Source organism: Arthrobacter sp. FW306-05-C (assembly GCF_021801725.1).
GTDB lineage: Bacteria > Actinomycetota > Actinomycetes > Actinomycetales > Micrococcaceae > Arthrobacter.
Window position 1 is genome coordinate 3,677,434 of record NZ_CP084556.1, and the last position, 14,762, is coordinate 3,692,195.

Here is a 14,762-nt window from a genome sequence, read left to right on the forward strand (position 1 = left end):
CTACTGCTTCTCCCTCTTGAGGTAGGCGACAAGGCCGTTGCCGTCAGGTCCCGGGACTACCTGGACGAGCTCCCAGCCGTCCTCTCCCCACTGGTCCAGGATCTGTTTTGTGGCGTGAATAATGAGCGGAATCGTCGCGTACTCCCATTTGGTCATGAAAGAAAGCGTAGTCCTTGCCGGTAAAGTGGAAAACATGGCGACTCGCAACAACCCCTTATTCGACACTGCCACCACACTGGGTAAGATTCTTCTCTTCCTTGGCGTGAGCGCAATCTGCGGTGTCCTCGTGGCGGGCCTGCTGGTCCCTGCCGCTGCCGTCTCCGGCAGCGCCGCAAGCGGTTCCATCGACTTCTTCGACTCCCTTCCGGCCGAGCTGAAGGTCGATCCGCCCAGCCAGACCACCCGGATCCTGGCCGCGGATGGCAGCGAGATCGCCAGCGTCTACACCGAGAACCGCACCAAGGTTCCGCTGGACCAGATTTCACCGAACATGAAGAACGCCATCATCGCCGTGGAGGACAGCCGGTTCTACGAGCACGGCGGCGTGGACACCACCGGCATCCTGCGAGCATTGGTCGCTACCGCCCGCGGCAACAAGCAGGGCGCGTCCACCATCACGCAGCAGTACGTCAACAACGTGCTCAACGCGAACCTTGCCGCCGCCGGCGAGGAAGACCAGATCAAGCTCAACGGTGTTAACAAGGGCGTGGGCGACAAGCTCCGCGAGATGAAGCTCTCCATCGCCCTGGAGAAGGAGTTCACCAAGGACCAGATCCTTGAGGGCTACCTGAACATCGTCTTCTTCAACCGGGACGCGTACGGCATCGAAGCCGCCTCCCGCTACTTCTTCAGCACCACCGCCAAGGACCTGACCCTGCCGCAGGCAGCCCTCCTGGCCGGCCTGGTCAACAGCCCGTCCGCGTTTGACCCCATCACCAATCCGGAGAAGTCCAAGCAGCGCCGCGACCTGGTGCTCGGGCTGATGTTGAACCAGGGCAAGATCACCCAGGCCGAACACGACGCCGCCGTGGCCACCCCGGTGGCGCCCGAGGTAACCCAGCCCAAGCAGGGCTGTGCGTACGCGGCCTCCGCCCCCTACTTCTGCGACTACATCCTGCACCTGCTGGAAAACAACCCGGCCTATGGTGCGGACATAAAGGACCGCCAGCGGCTGATTTACGGCGGCGGCCTGACCATCACCACCACACTGGACCCCAACGCGCAGGCCACCGCCCAGGAACAGGTCAACGCTGCTGCGGGCGCAAACCCGGACAAGTGGGGCGCCTCGATGGTGTCGGTGCAGCCGGGCACCGGCAAGATCATCTCAATGGCCCAGAACACCACGTTCCTGCCCGGCCAGGGCTTCGATTCCCAGTTGAACTTCAACGTGGACAAGCTGGATAAGGACGGGAACGACCTCAACGGCATGGGTGGCGCACAGCCTGGGTCCACCATGAAACCCTTTACTTTTGCCGAGTGGCTCAACGAAGGCAAGACCATGAACACGGTGGTTAACGCCGCCCAGCGGGTCTACCCCATCGGTTTCCCCTGGCGCAACACCTGCGGCAAGGTGCAGGGCGCGTACAGCACGGCGCAAAAGAACCAGGGCCTGGATGCGGCGGACGACCTGCAGAACGCTGAGACCAAGTGGTACAAGCCGCTGACGGTTTTGGAAGGCCTCTACAACTCGATCAACACCGTGACGTTCGCGTCAGCCGCCCAGTTGGATCTCTGCGGAATCCAGAAAATCGTGGATGCGACAGGTTTGCACGGTGGCCTGCCCTCCGCAGATGATCCGCACCCGAAAATCGACATGTCAACCTTGGGTAACCTGCTGGGTTCCACGCAGACCTCGCCGCTGACCATGGCCAGTGCTTTCGCCACGTTTGCGAATGACGGCAAATACTGCGAGCCCATCGCCATCACCTCTGTTGTCGATGCCACGGGCAAGCAGCTGCCGGCCCAGTCCAGCAGCTGCCGCGATGCCATCAAGCCTGAAGTTGCCCGCGGCGTGAACTATGCCCTCCAGGAAGTCCTGAACAGGGGTTCAGGATCGCTGATCCGGCCGCGGATTTCCACGACCACCAGCTTCCCCATCGGCGCCAAGACCGGTACCTCCAACAACAACGGCTCCACCTGGGTTGTTGGCCACACCACCGGCCTGGCCACCGCCGCTTGGTTCGGCGACCCGCTGGGGGCGCAGGACCGCGCAGGGCAGAACATCACCGTCAACGGAAAGTTCTATGAAGGCATTGACGGCTACATGATCGCCGGTCCCATGTTCTCCAGCTACATGGCCAAGATTGCTCCGGCCTATGGGACCAACCCGTTCCCTGCCCCGCCGAGCAACATGATCAATGGCGTAACCACTACCTCGCCTGGCAGGACCACGCCCCAGGTCACCCAGGCTCCCGTTCCTGCCCCCCAGGCAACCCGGGCTCCTGCCACGCAGGCACCCGCCCCGGCCCCGACCAGCAACGGAAACGGCAACAACGGCAGAGGAAACGGCTAAGCGCATATGAGCATCGATAGCCTGGCAAGCCGCGCCCGTTCGATCGGGCGCGGCTTTGCCGTCACTGCCGGCGCCGGGGCCGCGGCCGGCGTTGCTACGTTCGGGTACGGCCTGTGGGAGAAGAACCAGTTCGTCCTGCGCGAGGAGAATCTTGCCATCCTCCCGCCCGGGCGCGAACCATTCCGCATCCTACACCTCAGCGATATCCATTTCGTCCCCGGGCAGCGGAAGAAGGCCGAGTGGCTCGGGTCCCTGGCGGACCTCCGGCCGGACCTGGTGGTCAACACCGGCGACAACCTCAGCCACGTCAAGGCGGTGGACCCGCTGCTGGAGGCACTGAAGCCGCTGCTGCAGTTCCCCGGTGTCTTTGTCCCCGGCTCCAACGACTACTTCGCCCCCAGCCCCAAAAACCCAGCGGCCTACTTACTGGGACCGTCCAAGGTGAAGCCCAAGCCGGTAGCCCTTGACTGGCCGCGCCTGCGCTCAGGCTTCGGCATGAGCGGCTGGGTTGACCTGACCAACCGCAACCAGTCCCTGGTTCTGAACGGCATGCGCTTCGACTTCTCCGGGGTCGACGATCCGCACCTGAAGCGGGAGCGGTATGCAGGCTGGCCCCGCGGAACAGTGAGCCAGAACGCAAAAGACCACGTCAAGGTGGCTGTTATCCACGCGCCCTATCAGCGGGTACTGGACCACTTCACCGAAAGCGGCGCCGACCTCCTGCTGGCGGGCCACACTCACGGCGGCCAGCTGTGCATCCCCGGGTACGGCGCCATCATCTCCAACTGCGACCTTCCCACCTGGCGCGCCAAAGGCCTCAACGACTGGTCAAGCAACGGAAGCACGACGCCGGTCAACGTCTCCGGCGGCATCGGCACCTCGCGCTTCGCCCCGGTAAGGATCGCCTGCAAGCCCGAAGCCGTCCTGTTGACCCTCACCTCACCGAACTAACCCATTGCTCCATCAGTTATGGTCCCCAAAGCGGGTTATGGGGACCATAACTGATAGGGCATCCGGCATTACGGAGTGCTATAACTGGGGAAGCAGCCAGTGGCCCGCACAATCGCTGTGAAGCAGCTCACGCCATGGCATAGGGTTGTTGCTAGAGGAAACTACATTCGTTTTATAGCTTGAGAAGCGGGCATGGTCAAGCAGACTCCCTTTTTCCGATCCATCAGCCGTCTTTACCCCCACGTCCGGCCCATCATCCCCAGGCTCCTGCTGGGGCTGCTCTGTGCACTCCTGGCCAGCATCGTTGCGCTGACCATCCCCCAGGTGCTGCGGGTCCTGGTCAACACCGCCCTGCAGCCCGGAGGTACCCCGGAGGCAGTCTGGACGTCAGCGGGCGTCATCCTGGTCCTGGGTATCGCCGAAGCTGGCCTGGTGGCGTTGCGCCGGCAATTCGTCATCAACCCTGCCACCACGGTGGAAACCCGGATGCGTGTGTCCCTCTACGACCACCTGCAGGACCTCACCGTTTCCTTCCATGACCGCTGGGGCTCCGGCCAGCTGCTGTCCCGGGCCATGACGGACTTGAACTTCCTGCGCCGCTGGATGGCCTTCGGCGCCATCATGCTGGTGGTCACCACCCTCACCGTGATCATCGGCATCGTTGCCATGTTCGCCATGAGCTGGCAGCTGGCCCTGATCTTCCTTGCCGCCGCCGTTCCCATCACCATCAACAGCTTCCGGTTCCGCACCCGGTTCAGCAAGGTTGCCCGCCGCAGCCAGGACCAAGCCGGCGACCTCGCCACCACCGTGGAGGAATCCGTCCACGGCATCCGCGTGCTCAAGGCCTTTGGACGCAGCCGGGAAGCCCTGGAAAACTTCAACGAGCAGGCCGAGGAACTGCGCCAGACCGAGATTGAGAAGGCGCGCCACCAGGCAACGTTCACAATGGTGGTCACCCTGCTTCCCGAGCTGGCGCTGGGAGCCGGGCTGGTGGTGGGCGTCATGCTGTGCGCCAGCGGTCAACTGAGCATCGGCGCCCTGGTGGCGTTTTTCGCCACCGCGGCAGTTATTGCCTCCCCCGTGGAATTCTCCGGGATGCTGTTGGCCATGGCACTCACGGCCAAGACCGCCGTCGACCGCCATTACGAGGTGATGGACACGCTAAACACCATCACCAGCCCAACTCAGCCACGGCGCCCCAAGGAACTCGCTGGGGCACTCCGCTTCGCGAACGCAACCTTCGCCTTCGAGGACGCGCCGGACAAGCCCATCCTCAAGGACATCAACCTGGACATCCGTCCCGGCGAAACCATGGCCCTGGTGGGCATCACCGGCAGCGGCAAGAGCGCGCTGATCCAGCTGGTGCCGCGTCTCTACGACGTCACCACAGGGGCCATCACCATCGACGGCGTGGACATCCGGGACTTCGAGGTTGAGGAGCTTCGCAGGGTTGTTGGCGTGGCGTTCGAGGACACCACGCTCTTCTCCAATTCCGTACGGGACAACGTCCTCCTGGGCGCCCCGGTCCGGACGGAGGAGGTCCTCGACGAAGCACTGGATGTGGCCCAGGCACACTTCGCCTACTCTCTGCCGGAAGGGGTGGACACGCTGATCGGTGAGGAAGGCCTAAGCCTGTCCGGCGGGCAGCGGCAGCGGATCGCGCTGGCACGCGCCATCGCCGCCCGCCCGCGCGTGCTGGTCCTGGACGATCCCCTGTCCGCCCTGGACGTGCACACCGAGGAGTTGGTGGAAGCCCGCCTCAGGGAAGTGCTGAAGGACACCACCACCCTGATCGTGGCCCACCGCCCCTCCACCGTGGCTCTGGCGGATCGGGTGGCGCTGCTCGAGGATGGCCGCATCACCGCTGTCGGGACACACACCGAACTCCTGGCCCACAACCAGCACTACCGCTACGTCATCGCCAGCCTGGACCGCGAACCGCGCGACCTGGACTCCGAACTGTCGGCGCTTGAGGACCAGGCCGAGGAAGTGACCCGATGAGCCCCGCAACGTTCGGCACCGCCAATGAAGACAATGCCCACCTCAGCAAGAGCGACAGCAGGGCAGTACGACGGCGGTCACTCGCCTTGCTGGGGTCGCTGATCCGTCCGGTACGGGTACGGTTCTGGCTGACCATCGCCATGGTGGTCCTTTCGCAGGCCGCGCGCGTCGCAGGCCCGGCACTGATCGCCTTCGGCATCGACCGCGCGCTTCCCGCGCTCCGGGCCGGCGACAACCTTCCGCTGGTATTCACCGGCGTCGCCTACCTGCTGGCAGCCATTGCGACGGCGGGACTCACGTCCCTTTACGTCACCTCCACGGCGCGGCTCAGCCAGGCCATGCTGCTGGACCTGCGGGTGCGTGTCTTCCGGCATACCCAACGCCTCAGCCTGGAGTTCCACGAGAAGTACACCTCCGGCAGGATTATCGCCCGGCAGACCTCGGACCTGGAGGCGCTGCGGGAACTGCTGGATTCCGGCGTCAGCTCCCTGGCCTCGGGAATGCTGTTCATGGCGTTTACCGCAATCACCATTTTTGCCCTCGACTGGCGGAGCGGTTTGCTGGTGCTGGCCGCCGGTGTTCCGATGTTTTTCCTGTCCCGCTGGTACCAGAAGCACTCACAGATCGCCTTCCGTGAGTCCCGTGTGGTTTCCGCCCGGCTCATTGTGCATTTCGTGGAGACCATGACCGGAATCCGCGCCGTCAAAGCTTTCCGCAAGGAAAAGGAAAACTCCGAGCGCTACGGCAAGCTTGCCGAGGACTACCGGCTGGTCACCGTCCGCTCCATCAACCTCAACGGCATCTTCCAGCCGGGACTGGTGCTGATCGGCAACGTCTGCGTGGCAGTTGTCCTCCTCTTCGGCGGCTTCCGGGTGCTGGGCGGCGACCTGGCCGTTGGCGTGCTCCTGGCCCTAATCCTCTCCACCAAGCGGTTCTTCCAGCCGGTGGACCAGATGGCCATGTTCTACAACTCGTTCCAGAGCGCGCAGGCAGCCCTTGAAAAGGTCTCCGGGCTGCTGGAAGAGGTGCCCACAGTCCGGCCACCGAAGAACCCGGTTGCCCTGCGCAGCGCCACGGGTCGCATCGACTTCAACGACGTCGAATTCCGCTACGGCGACGGGCCTGTGGTGGTCCCCCGCCTCGACCTGCACATCCCGGCCGGGCAGACCGTAGCGCTGGTGGGCCAGACGGGGGCCGGCAAATCGACCCTGGCCAAACTCATTGCCCGGTTCTACGACGTTACCTCCGGCACGCTCACCCTGGACGGCGTAGACCTTCGCGACCTGGCCACTTCCGACCTCCGGCGGAACATCGTCATGGTCACCCAGGAAGCCTTCCTGTTCAGCGGCTCGGTGGCGGACAACATCGCCCTGGGCCGGCCGGAAGCCTCACGGGAGGAAATCGAGGAAGCCGCCAAGGCGGTTGGGGCACACGAGTTCATCCTTGAACTTCCCGAAGGCTACGACACGGACGTCAACAAGCGCGGCGGCAGGGTCTCCTCCGGGCAACGGCAACTCATCAGCTTTGCGCGGGCTTTCCTGGCACGGCCGGCGGTGCTGATCCTGGACGAGGCCACTTCCTCGCTGGACATCCCGTCCGAACGACTGGTGCAGGCTGGGCTGGCCCGGCTCCTGGCCGGCACGGAGGCAGCACGGAGGACGGCACTGATCATCGCCCACCGCCTGTCCACGGTGGAGACCGCTGACCGCGTCCTGGTGGTGCATGACGGCCGGATCGTGGAAGACGGGACGCCTGAGGAACTGATTGGTGGCGGCGGACGCTTCGCCGACCTGCACGGGGCCTGGAAGGATTCACTGGTCTAGCCATCCCGTTCAGGATTTCGCATCGGGGCCCTGGATCGGCTATCCTTGTAAAGTTGCTTTTGCAGCGGATCGGGATGTAGCGCAGCTTGGTAGCGCGCTTCGTTCGGGACGAAGAGGTCGCAGGTTCAAATCCTGTCATCCCGACCATAATGAAAAGAGGGTCTCCTTGCGGAGGCCCTCTTTTTGCATCTCAAAGGGGTTGCGAAAGCATCGCGACCAGCCGGCTTCCGGCCTTACGCATGGTGGCCTTAAAAGGAACAGCCCCGGAGCAGTTGCTCCGGGGCTGCCTTCGCCTCCTATGGTGAGGAAGCTATTTATGCGGGGTCAGGCCAGTTTCCTACGTACGTGGTGAAGGTAGTATCGGTCTTCTTGTCCTTCTTCACCTTCGCGGAGGCGGGATCAGGCCAGTTACCAACAGCTACCGACACACCCGAAGTGTCGGCGACGGAACCTGAAGCCAGGACGGCCGGAGCCGCCGCAGAAAAAGCCAGGGCCCCAGCCAAGGCGGCCGCGGTTGCGATCTTCTTCAACATATAAGTTCCTCAATACGAGTCGGATTCGTTACAAAGCCAGCACTGTCCTTGTTGACACACATTGTAAAATATTTTCCACAGGGCCTGTCAAGCATTCGGCAGGCCGAGTGTCCAGAAGGAGGAAACGCGTGGGCAACGGGTTCGGAGAGAAACTCCGCGCGGAGCGCCTTGAGCGTGGACTGACGCAGGCCGAACTGGGCAAGGACCTGTATTCACCCAGTTACATCTCGCTGCTAGAGACGGGCCGGCGTGAACCAACGGCTGAAGTCATTGAAGAACTGGCCCGCAGGCTGGAGTTGGCACCTAAGGCGCTGGAGGCTTGGAGCCAACCGATTTCTGTCAGCGATGCGGAATACGTGCTTGCCGGCCTCTATGCACGCCAAGCATGGGATCTTCGCGACTATCCTCTGGCGGCGAGCCATGCTGCCACAGCCGCCAAGATCGCCCTTGAAGGACGCAACACCAGCGCTTGGTGGAACATGACCTATATGCAGGCCGAATGCCTCATCAAGCAGGGCAACTGGCGCGAGGCCCAGAAAATCATGCAGCACCTACTGGAACACCCTATGGCAAGGGAATCCGCGGGACTGGCGGTACGGGCGCACCAAATGCTTGCAGGCATCTATCAGGGACAAGGCCAGCTAAGCCTTGCAGTTGATCAGGGGATCCAAGCTGTAGATCTATGCAGGCAACTCCCCAAGGGATCCACCCTTATCGTCAACGCCCATCACGCCCTGATCGGCGCTCTTGCGGAAAGCGGTCGGCTCGATGAGGCCTGGAAGTACTGCCAGGCCATGATTGATCACGTGGACGAGCTTTCCATGACCCAACTCGCTGGCGAAGTGGCCTGGGTAGTGGGAAACGTTGCCTTCATGCGGCATGACTATGCAGAAGGCGTCAAGCACCACGAGCGGGCAGCCCGTCTCCTGTCCCCCGCCAACGACATCGGCCTCTGGGCGCGGTTCAATAAGGCATCCGCCGCGGTGAGGCTTTCTTCGGGGATCGTTGAGCCGGAAACCCTGTCAGCCATCGAGCGCGCAGAACTGGCGTTGTCCATCGTGGGCGGCAACAAGTCGGACCAACTGGAAGTTGCCTTCATTCGCGCCCGCTGGCTATATCTCACGGGGGACATCGTTGCCGCAGTCGAGAAGCTGCGCGAAATCCATGCCGAGCGGCAACACCTCGCAAAGCACACCGCCGGTGAGGTCTCCCTGCTCCTGGGCAAGTCCCTCAAGGCCGCGGGTGACAACGACGAAGCATTGGTCCACCTTGAGGAAGCCCAGAAAGCCTTCGCTACTGCCGGCGCCCAAGACCGGGTTCAGCAGGCGCTGGATGCGATCCTGGAAATAAAGCTCGCGCAAAAAAGAGCGGCAGCAGCGGCTAAAGCAAGCTAAATAAAGCCGGCCAAGTAAGCGGGAGGCTTACCTGGCCGGCTTTCGGGCCTACCTGGCTTCGGTCTGAACAGCTAGGAAAACGTCTTTCCTGTGATCCTCTCGTACGCTTCAACGTACCGGCTGCGGGTGCGCTCGACCACGTCGGCTGGAAGCGCAGGCGGCGGGGTGTCGGAGGATTTGTCCCAGCCGGACTCGGCGGAGGTCAGCCAGTCCCGCACATACTGCTTGTCGTAGGACGGCTGGGCCTGGCCCGGTTTATAGGTGCTGGCGTCCCAGAACCGCGAGGAATCCGGGGTCAGTACCTCATCGCCCAGGGTGATGGACCCGGAGACGGCGTCGTATCCGAACTCCACCTTGGTGTCCGCCAGGATGATGCCGCGCTCCCGGGCGATCTTTTCCGCGGTGGTGTAGATCTTCAGCGTCAGCTCTTTCAGGCGGGCGGCGATGTCGTCCCCCACCAGCGCCACCACGGCGTCATAGGTGATGTTCTCGTCGTGCTCGCCGATCAAAGCCTTCGCCGACGGGGTGAAGATGGCGTGCTCCAGCCGGGATCCGTCCACCAGCCCTTCGGGCAGCGGGATGTTACAGACCGTGCCCGAGGCCTTGTACTCAAGGAGCCCGGAACCGGTGAGGTAGCCGCGGGCAATGCACTCCACCGGGAACATATCCAGCTTCTTGCAGATCATGGCCCGGCCCTCAACCTCGGCCGGCACGCCGTCCTCCACAGTGGAACCGAGCACGTGGTGCTCAACGCCCAACTGGTCGAACCACCAGAGGCTCAGCTGCGTGAGGATGCGCCCTTTGTCAGGGATTTCACTGGACAGCACGTGGTCGTAGGCGCTGATCCGGTCGCTGGCCACCACCAGCACGCAGTCCTGGCCCAAGCGCTGCAGGATGGACTCATCGGCGGGCTCATAGAGGTCGCGCACTTTGCCGGAATAGACATGCTTCCAACCGGGCAGGTCAAGCGTCTCGGTGGCGTAGCCGCGGTTTTCTGAAGTGTCAGTCATGTCAGGCCTTTGCTTTCACGATGGGCATTGAACCCGTGGCGCCGTAGGGAACCTTGATTTCGCCACGGGCGGCTTTGCGGGCGATGTCGCTGCGGAACTGCGAGCCTTCCAGCTGGACCAGCTCCACGCCGTCGTAGGCTCTTTCGCGGGCCTCCACCAGGTCGCTGCCCAGGGCTACGACGGCCAGGACGCGGCCGCCGGCGGAAACTACTTTGCCTTCATCATCCAGGGCGGTTCCGGCGTGGATGACGTGCACGCCCTCAAGCGCTTCCACCTTCTTGAGTCCGCGGATCCGGTCACCTGTGCGCGGCTTGTCCGGGTAGTTTTCCGAGGCTACGACGACGGCGACAGCGGCTTCCTTGGACCAGCGCAGCTCCTCTGCCTTGTCCAGTTCGCCCTTGGCAGCCGCCATGAGCAGGGCGCCGAGGGGCGTCTTGAGCCGGGCGAGGACCGCCTGCGTTTCGGGGTCGCCGAAGCGCACGTTGAATTCGATAACGCGGGTACCGCGTGAGGTGAGGGCCAGGCCGACGAACAGCACGCCGACAAACGGGGTGCCGCGGCGGGCCATCTCGTTGACGGTGGGCTGGGCCACCCGGTCCAGGACCTCCTGCACCAGCCCTTCAGGGGCCCACTCAAGCGGGGTGTAGGCGCCCATGCCGCCGGTGTTGGGGCCTTCGTCGTTGTCGAAGATGCGCTTGAAATCCTGCGCCGGTGTGAGCGCAACGGTGTTCTGCCCGTCGCAGAGCACAAACAGGGAAACTTCGGGCCCGTCCAGGAACTCCTCGATCACCACTGATCCGCCGGCGTCGAAGCAGGACTGCGCGTGGGCCAGGGCTTCGTCGCGGTTCCTGGTGACCACCACGCCCTTGCCGGCGGCCAGGCCGTCGTCCTTCACCACATAGGGGGCGCCGAAGGTGTCCAGTGCTGACGCTGCTTCCTCGGCATTGGTGGCCACCATGGCCATCGCCGTGGGTACCCCGGCTTCTGCCATGACTTCCTTGGCAAAAGCCTTGGAGGCCTCCAGCTGTGCCGCCGCCATGCTGGGTCCGAAGACGGGGATGCCGGCTTCGCGCACGGCATCGGAGACACCGGCGGCCAGCGGAGCCTCGGGGCCCACCACCACGAGGTCCACGCCCAGCCGGGTGGCCAGTTCCGCAACCGCCTCGGGATCGTTGCCGTTGATGTTGTAGGTAGGGACCAGCTTGCTGATGCCGGCATTGCCCGGCGCCGCGTGGACCTCGGACACGTTCGGGTCGGCGAGCAGGGAGCGGACAATGGCGTGTTCGCGGCCTCCGGGGCCAATGACGAGTACCTTCACAGTCTCCAAGGGTACTTTGTGCACCCTTCCGGCTCCTAAGCTGTGACCTTCCCTGCCCGGCCCGTCAATCCGCGGCCCCGGCCGCTCCGAACCATACACATGACAACGCTTCGAAACCGGAAAACCGGCACCGCCGCCATGGCCGCTTTGGCAGGCGTGGTGGCGGCCGCCGTCGTACTTGCCGTTGCGGAGCTGATCGGCGCATTCTTCACCGCCAGGGCCACGCCGCTGTTTGCCCTGGGCTCCACCTTCATCGACTTCACGCCGCCGTGGCTGAAGGACTTTGCGATCGCCACCTTCGGCACCAATGACAAGGCCGCCCTGTTCGTGGGCATGGGCCTCACCATCGCGGTGCTTGCCTGCATTCTTGGCGTGGTGGCCTACCGGAAGTGGGCGTTGGGCGTGTTGGGGGTCCTGTTCATGGGCGCCGTGATCGTTGCCTGCGTCGTGAGCCGCGCGGGTGTCAGCGCCGTGGACGCCATCCCGTCCGTGCTGGGAACGGTGGCGGGTCTGGTGGTCCTGCGCCGCCTGCTGGTGCCGCTGTGGGGGATGAAGGAATGGCCCGAAGCGCCGGCGGACACAGCGTACGACGGCGACGCCCGGCAAAGCGGCGAAGGCACCAGCCGCCGGGGTTTCTTCACCGCCGCGGGGATCACCGCGGTGGCTGCGGGAATCGCGGCGACCGGCGGGCGGTTGCTGGGTGCCGCGCGCAACAATGTGGCCCAGGCCAGGGAGGCCCTCCGGCTGCCGGCACCGGCCAAGGCTGCACCGCCCGTACCCGCGGGCGTCCAGTCCCCCGTTCAGGGCGTTACCCCCTGGCTGACACCCAACAATGAGTTCTACCGCATCGATACGGCCCTAAGCGTTCCAGAAATCAACGTCAACGACTGGGAACTGCGCGTGCACGGGCTGGTGGAGCAGGAAGTGACGCTCACTTTCCAGGACCTGCTGGATGCTCAACTGATCGAATCGCACGTTACCCTCACCTGCGTTTCCAACCCGGTGGGCGGCAACCTGGCCGGAAACGCCAAGTGGCTTGGCCTTCCCATCCGCGAGGTCCTGGCCCGGGCCAAGCCCAAGGACGGGGCGGACATGGTGCTGTCCACCTCCATCGACGGCTTCAGCGCCTCCACTCCCCTGGAGGTCCTGCAGGACGACCGCGACGCCATGTTGGCCATCGGCATGAACGGCGAGCCCCTTCCTCTGGAGCACGGCTACCCCGTACGGATGGTGGTTCCGGGCCTGTACGGATTCGTCTCCGCCACCAAGTGGGTGGTTGACCTGGAAGTGACCCGCTTCGCCGACAACAAGGCGTATTGGACCAACCGCGGCTGGTCCGAGCGCGGTCCCATCAAGACCATGGCACGCGTGGAGGTGCCCAAGTCCTTCGCCAAGGTGCCTGCCGGGAAGGTTGCCGTGGGCGGCACCGCCTGGGCCCAGACGCGCGGCATCACCAAGGTTGAGATTCAGATCGATAACGGCGAGTGGATGGAAACCACCCTGTCGGCCGAAGCGTCCACCATCACCTGGCGCCAGTGGTCCTACGAGTGGGACGCCACGCCCGGCCCGCACTACATCAAGGTCCGGGCCACCGACGGCACCGGCGAAATCCAAACGGACAAGCGTGCCGACCCGGTTCCGGATGGCGCCTCCGGCTGGCAGTCGGTAATGGTGACCGTGCAGTAGATGGTCAGCGCTCAGTGGCGGGTCCCCGTGCAGTGGCAGGCTGGCCCATAGACTGACGGTATGCCGCATAATCCGCATGCCACCTTCACCGTGGACTCCGCCGTCGAACTGGCCGTGATCGAACGCAGCGGCTTTGTGGAGTCGCGGCACATCGGTTCCGCCGTCCTTCTGTCCGCCGAAGGGTCAGTGGTCACCGAGCTTGGCGACATCAACACCCCCATCTACGCCCGGTCCACCCTGAAGCCGTTCCAGGCGCTGGCATCCATGCAGTCCGGGGTTCCGCTGCGCGGCGCCCAGGTGGCCATCGCTTGCGGCAGCCACACCGGGTCACTGGACCACATGGACGTGGTGGCTGGCATGCTCAAGGCCGCCGGCGTCCGTGAAGACCAGCTGCAGTGCCCCGAAGCCTGGCCCCAGGACGAGACGGCCCGCAACTGGCTGGTGCGCTCGGAAAAGGGGAAGTCGCGGCTGGCCTACAACTGTTCCGGGAAGCACGCAGCATTCCTTTGGGCCTGCGCGGAAAACGGGTGGGACACGCACAGCTACCTGGAGCCCAACCATCCCCTGCAGCAGCGGGTCCGCACCGTGATCGAGGAATACACGGGCGAGCAGATCGCGCACCTGGGCATCGACGGCTGCGGCGCTCCGGTAGCTGCAGTTTCCCTGAAGGGGCTGGCCAGGGCCTACTCCCAGCTGGCCAAGGCGCCCGGCGACCAGAGCTTCAGCGCCAGGGCGGCCACCATCGCCACCTCGATGCTGGATTACCCGTGGGCCGTGCAGGGCCGAGGCGAAGCCAACACGCTGGTGATGGACGAACTGGAGGTCATCGCCAAGATCGGGGCCGAGGGAGTCCTGGCCATGGCCACGCCCCAAGGCGTTTCCGTGGCCGTCAAGATCCTCGACGGCAATGTCCGCGCCACCTCGCTTGTGGCCCTGACCCTTCTTGCGGCAGCGGGGGCCGTGGAGATTCCGGGCGTTGCCAGCGCCCTGGAAAAAGTGGTTGAGCCGGTGCTTGGCGGCGGCCGACCGGTGGGCAAGATCCGGCTGGGCCCGGCAGTTTCCGCCCTTCTGGACTGACACCCCGTTCTCCCGCCGCCGCAAAATCCGCACCGCCGCAAAAGGAAAGACTGAAAGCATGGCCGTAGCCCGCCGTCGTATCGACGTCCAGGAAGGCAAAGCAGCACTGAAGGCATGGCTGGAAGCCGCCCAGCCGCCGTCGGACGTTCCCGTGCCACGCACGGTCCTGGCCACCGCAGTGAGGTACTCGCTGGAGGAAGTCACCGCCCGCGCCCCGGGCAACTCTGTTGAGGTGCGTGTGCCGCCCTTTGGCGTCACACAGTGCGTGGAGGGGCCGCGGCACACGCGCGGCACCCCGCCCAATGTGATTGAGTGCGACGCCGCCACCTGGCTTGGGATGGTGACGGGCCAGGTGCGGTGGGCAGATGCAGTTGCTGCCGGCAAAGTGGCAGCATCAGGCCTGCGGGCCGACCTGTCGGCCCTGCTGCCCCTCTAGCCCTGCCGCCTCCTCCCCAGC

12 protein-coding genes and 1 tRNA gene are annotated in these 14,762 nt (G+C 64.4%); 9 read left to right on the forward strand and 4 right to left on the reverse strand.

Annotated features, from left to right (window positions below):
• Complete coding sequence (locus LFT44_RS17070) at positions 1-156, reverse strand: DUF4177 domain-containing protein (RefSeq protein WP_009359196.1); 156 nt, start codon at positions 154-156, stop codon at positions 1-3.
• A 37-nt stretch (positions 157-193) separates the two neighbouring features.
• Here LFT44_RS17070 and LFT44_RS17075 point away from each other — a divergent pair, with 37 nt between their 5' ends.
• From LFT44_RS17075 to LFT44_RS17095, 5 genes are all read left to right on the forward strand, one after another.
• Positions 194-2,512, forward strand: a complete 2,319-nt coding sequence (locus LFT44_RS17075) for a transglycosylase domain-containing protein (RefSeq protein WP_236799601.1) — start codon at positions 194-196, stop codon at positions 2,510-2,512.
• A gap of 6 nt (positions 2,513-2,518) precedes the next feature.
• Complete coding sequence (locus tag LFT44_RS17080; protein ID WP_236799602.1) at positions 2,519-3,463, forward strand: metallophosphoesterase; 945 nt, start codon at positions 2,519-2,521, stop codon at positions 3,461-3,463.
• 192 nt (positions 3,464-3,655) lie between these two features.
• On the forward strand, positions 3,656-5,464 hold the full coding sequence (locus LFT44_RS17085; protein WP_236799603.1) for an ABC transporter ATP-binding protein: 1,809 nt from the start codon (positions 3,656-3,658) through the stop codon (positions 5,462-5,464).
• The gene (locus LFT44_RS17090; RefSeq protein ID WP_236799604.1) at positions 5,461-7,287 is read left to right on the forward strand and encodes an ABC transporter ATP-binding protein; all 1,827 of its coding nucleotides are present in this window, start codon (positions 5,461-5,463) and stop codon (positions 7,285-7,287) included. Before LFT44_RS17085 ends, LFT44_RS17090 begins: the two co-directional genes overlap by 4 nt.
• Before the next feature lie 70 nt (positions 7,288-7,357).
• Positions 7,358-7,434 (forward strand) — tRNA-Pro (locus tag LFT44_RS17095).
• A 167-nt stretch (positions 7,435-7,601) separates the two neighbouring features.
• On the opposite strand, the gene LFT44_RS17100 is transcribed toward LFT44_RS17095, so the two are convergent.
• Positions 7,602-7,820, reverse strand: coding sequence for a hypothetical protein (locus tag LFT44_RS17100; RefSeq protein ID WP_236799605.1), 219 nt, complete (start codon positions 7,818-7,820; stop codon positions 7,602-7,604).
• A gap of 128 nt (positions 7,821-7,948) precedes the next feature.
• Here LFT44_RS17100 and LFT44_RS17105 point away from each other — a divergent pair, with 128 nt between their 5' ends.
• Positions 7,949-9,214, forward strand: coding sequence for a helix-turn-helix domain-containing protein (locus LFT44_RS17105; RefSeq protein WP_236799606.1), 1,266 nt, complete (start codon positions 7,949-7,951; stop codon positions 9,212-9,214).
• Between the two features lie 71 nt (positions 9,215-9,285).
• Here LFT44_RS17105 and LFT44_RS17110 read toward each other — a convergent pair whose 3' ends face one another.
• Positions 9,286-10,224, reverse strand: coding sequence for a phosphoribosylaminoimidazolesuccinocarboxamide synthase (locus tag LFT44_RS17110; RefSeq protein WP_236799607.1), 939 nt, complete (start codon positions 10,222-10,224; stop codon positions 9,286-9,288).
• 1 nt (position 10,225) lies between these two features.
• The gene (gene purD / locus LFT44_RS17115) at positions 10,226-11,542 is read right to left on the reverse strand and encodes a phosphoribosylamine--glycine ligase (protein ID WP_236802941.1); all 1,317 of its coding nucleotides are present in this window, start codon (positions 11,540-11,542) and stop codon (positions 10,226-10,228) included.
• 99 nt (positions 11,543-11,641) lie between these two features.
• Between purD and LFT44_RS17120 the strand changes: the two genes are divergently transcribed.
• From LFT44_RS17120 to LFT44_RS17130, 3 genes are read left to right on the forward strand one after another with little or no spacing between them, the layout of a single operon-like run.
• Positions 11,642-13,228, forward strand: a complete 1,587-nt coding sequence (locus LFT44_RS17120; protein ID WP_236799608.1) for a molybdopterin-dependent oxidoreductase — start codon at positions 11,642-11,644, stop codon at positions 13,226-13,228.
• A gap of 60 nt (positions 13,229-13,288) precedes the next feature.
• A complete protein-coding gene (locus tag LFT44_RS17125) occupies positions 13,289-14,305 on the forward strand; it encodes an asparaginase (RefSeq protein ID WP_236799609.1) in 1,017 nt (338 codons plus the stop codon).
• Positions 14,306-14,363: 58 nt separating this feature from the next.
• Positions 14,364-14,741 carry a sterol carrier family protein gene (locus tag LFT44_RS17130; RefSeq protein WP_236799610.1) on the forward strand — a complete coding sequence of 126 codons (378 nt, stop codon included), beginning with the start codon at positions 14,364-14,366 and terminating at the stop codon, positions 14,739-14,741.
• Positions 14,742-14,762 lie beyond the last annotated feature (21 nt).

Excerpts from the sequence above, each read along its gene's own strand:
- LFT44_RS17070 (WP_009359196.1), bottom strand. The coding sequence starts at position 156 with ATGACCAAATGGGAGTACGCGACGATTCCGCTCATTATTCACGCCACA.
- LFT44_RS17075 (WP_236799601.1), top strand. The coding sequence starts at position 194 with ATGGCGACTCGCAACAACCCCTTATTCGACACTGCCACCACACTGGGT.
- LFT44_RS17080 (WP_236799602.1), top strand. The coding sequence starts at position 2,519 with ATGAGCATCGATAGCCTGGCAAGCCGCGCCCGTTCGATCGGGCGCGGC.
- LFT44_RS17085 (WP_236799603.1), top strand. The coding sequence starts at position 3,656 with ATGGTCAAGCAGACTCCCTTTTTCCGATCCATCAGCCGTCTTTACCCC.
- LFT44_RS17090 (WP_236799604.1), top strand. The coding sequence starts at position 5,461 with ATGAGCCCCGCAACGTTCGGCACCGCCAATGAAGACAATGCCCACCTC.
- LFT44_RS17100 (WP_236799605.1), bottom strand. The coding sequence starts at position 7,820 with ATGTTGAAGAAGATCGCAACCGCGGCCGCCTTGGCTGGGGCCCTGGCT.
- LFT44_RS17110 (WP_236799607.1), bottom strand. The coding sequence starts at position 10,224 with ATGACTGACACTTCAGAAAACCGCGGCTACGCCACCGAGACGCTTGAC.
- LFT44_RS17120 (WP_236799608.1), top strand. The coding sequence starts at position 11,642 with ATGACAACGCTTCGAAACCGGAAAACCGGCACCGCCGCCATGGCCGCT.
- LFT44_RS17125 (WP_236799609.1), top strand. The coding sequence starts at position 13,289 with ATGCCGCATAATCCGCATGCCACCTTCACCGTGGACTCCGCCGTCGAA.
- LFT44_RS17130 (WP_236799610.1), top strand. The coding sequence starts at position 14,364 with ATGGCCGTAGCCCGCCGTCGTATCGACGTCCAGGAAGGCAAAGCAGCA.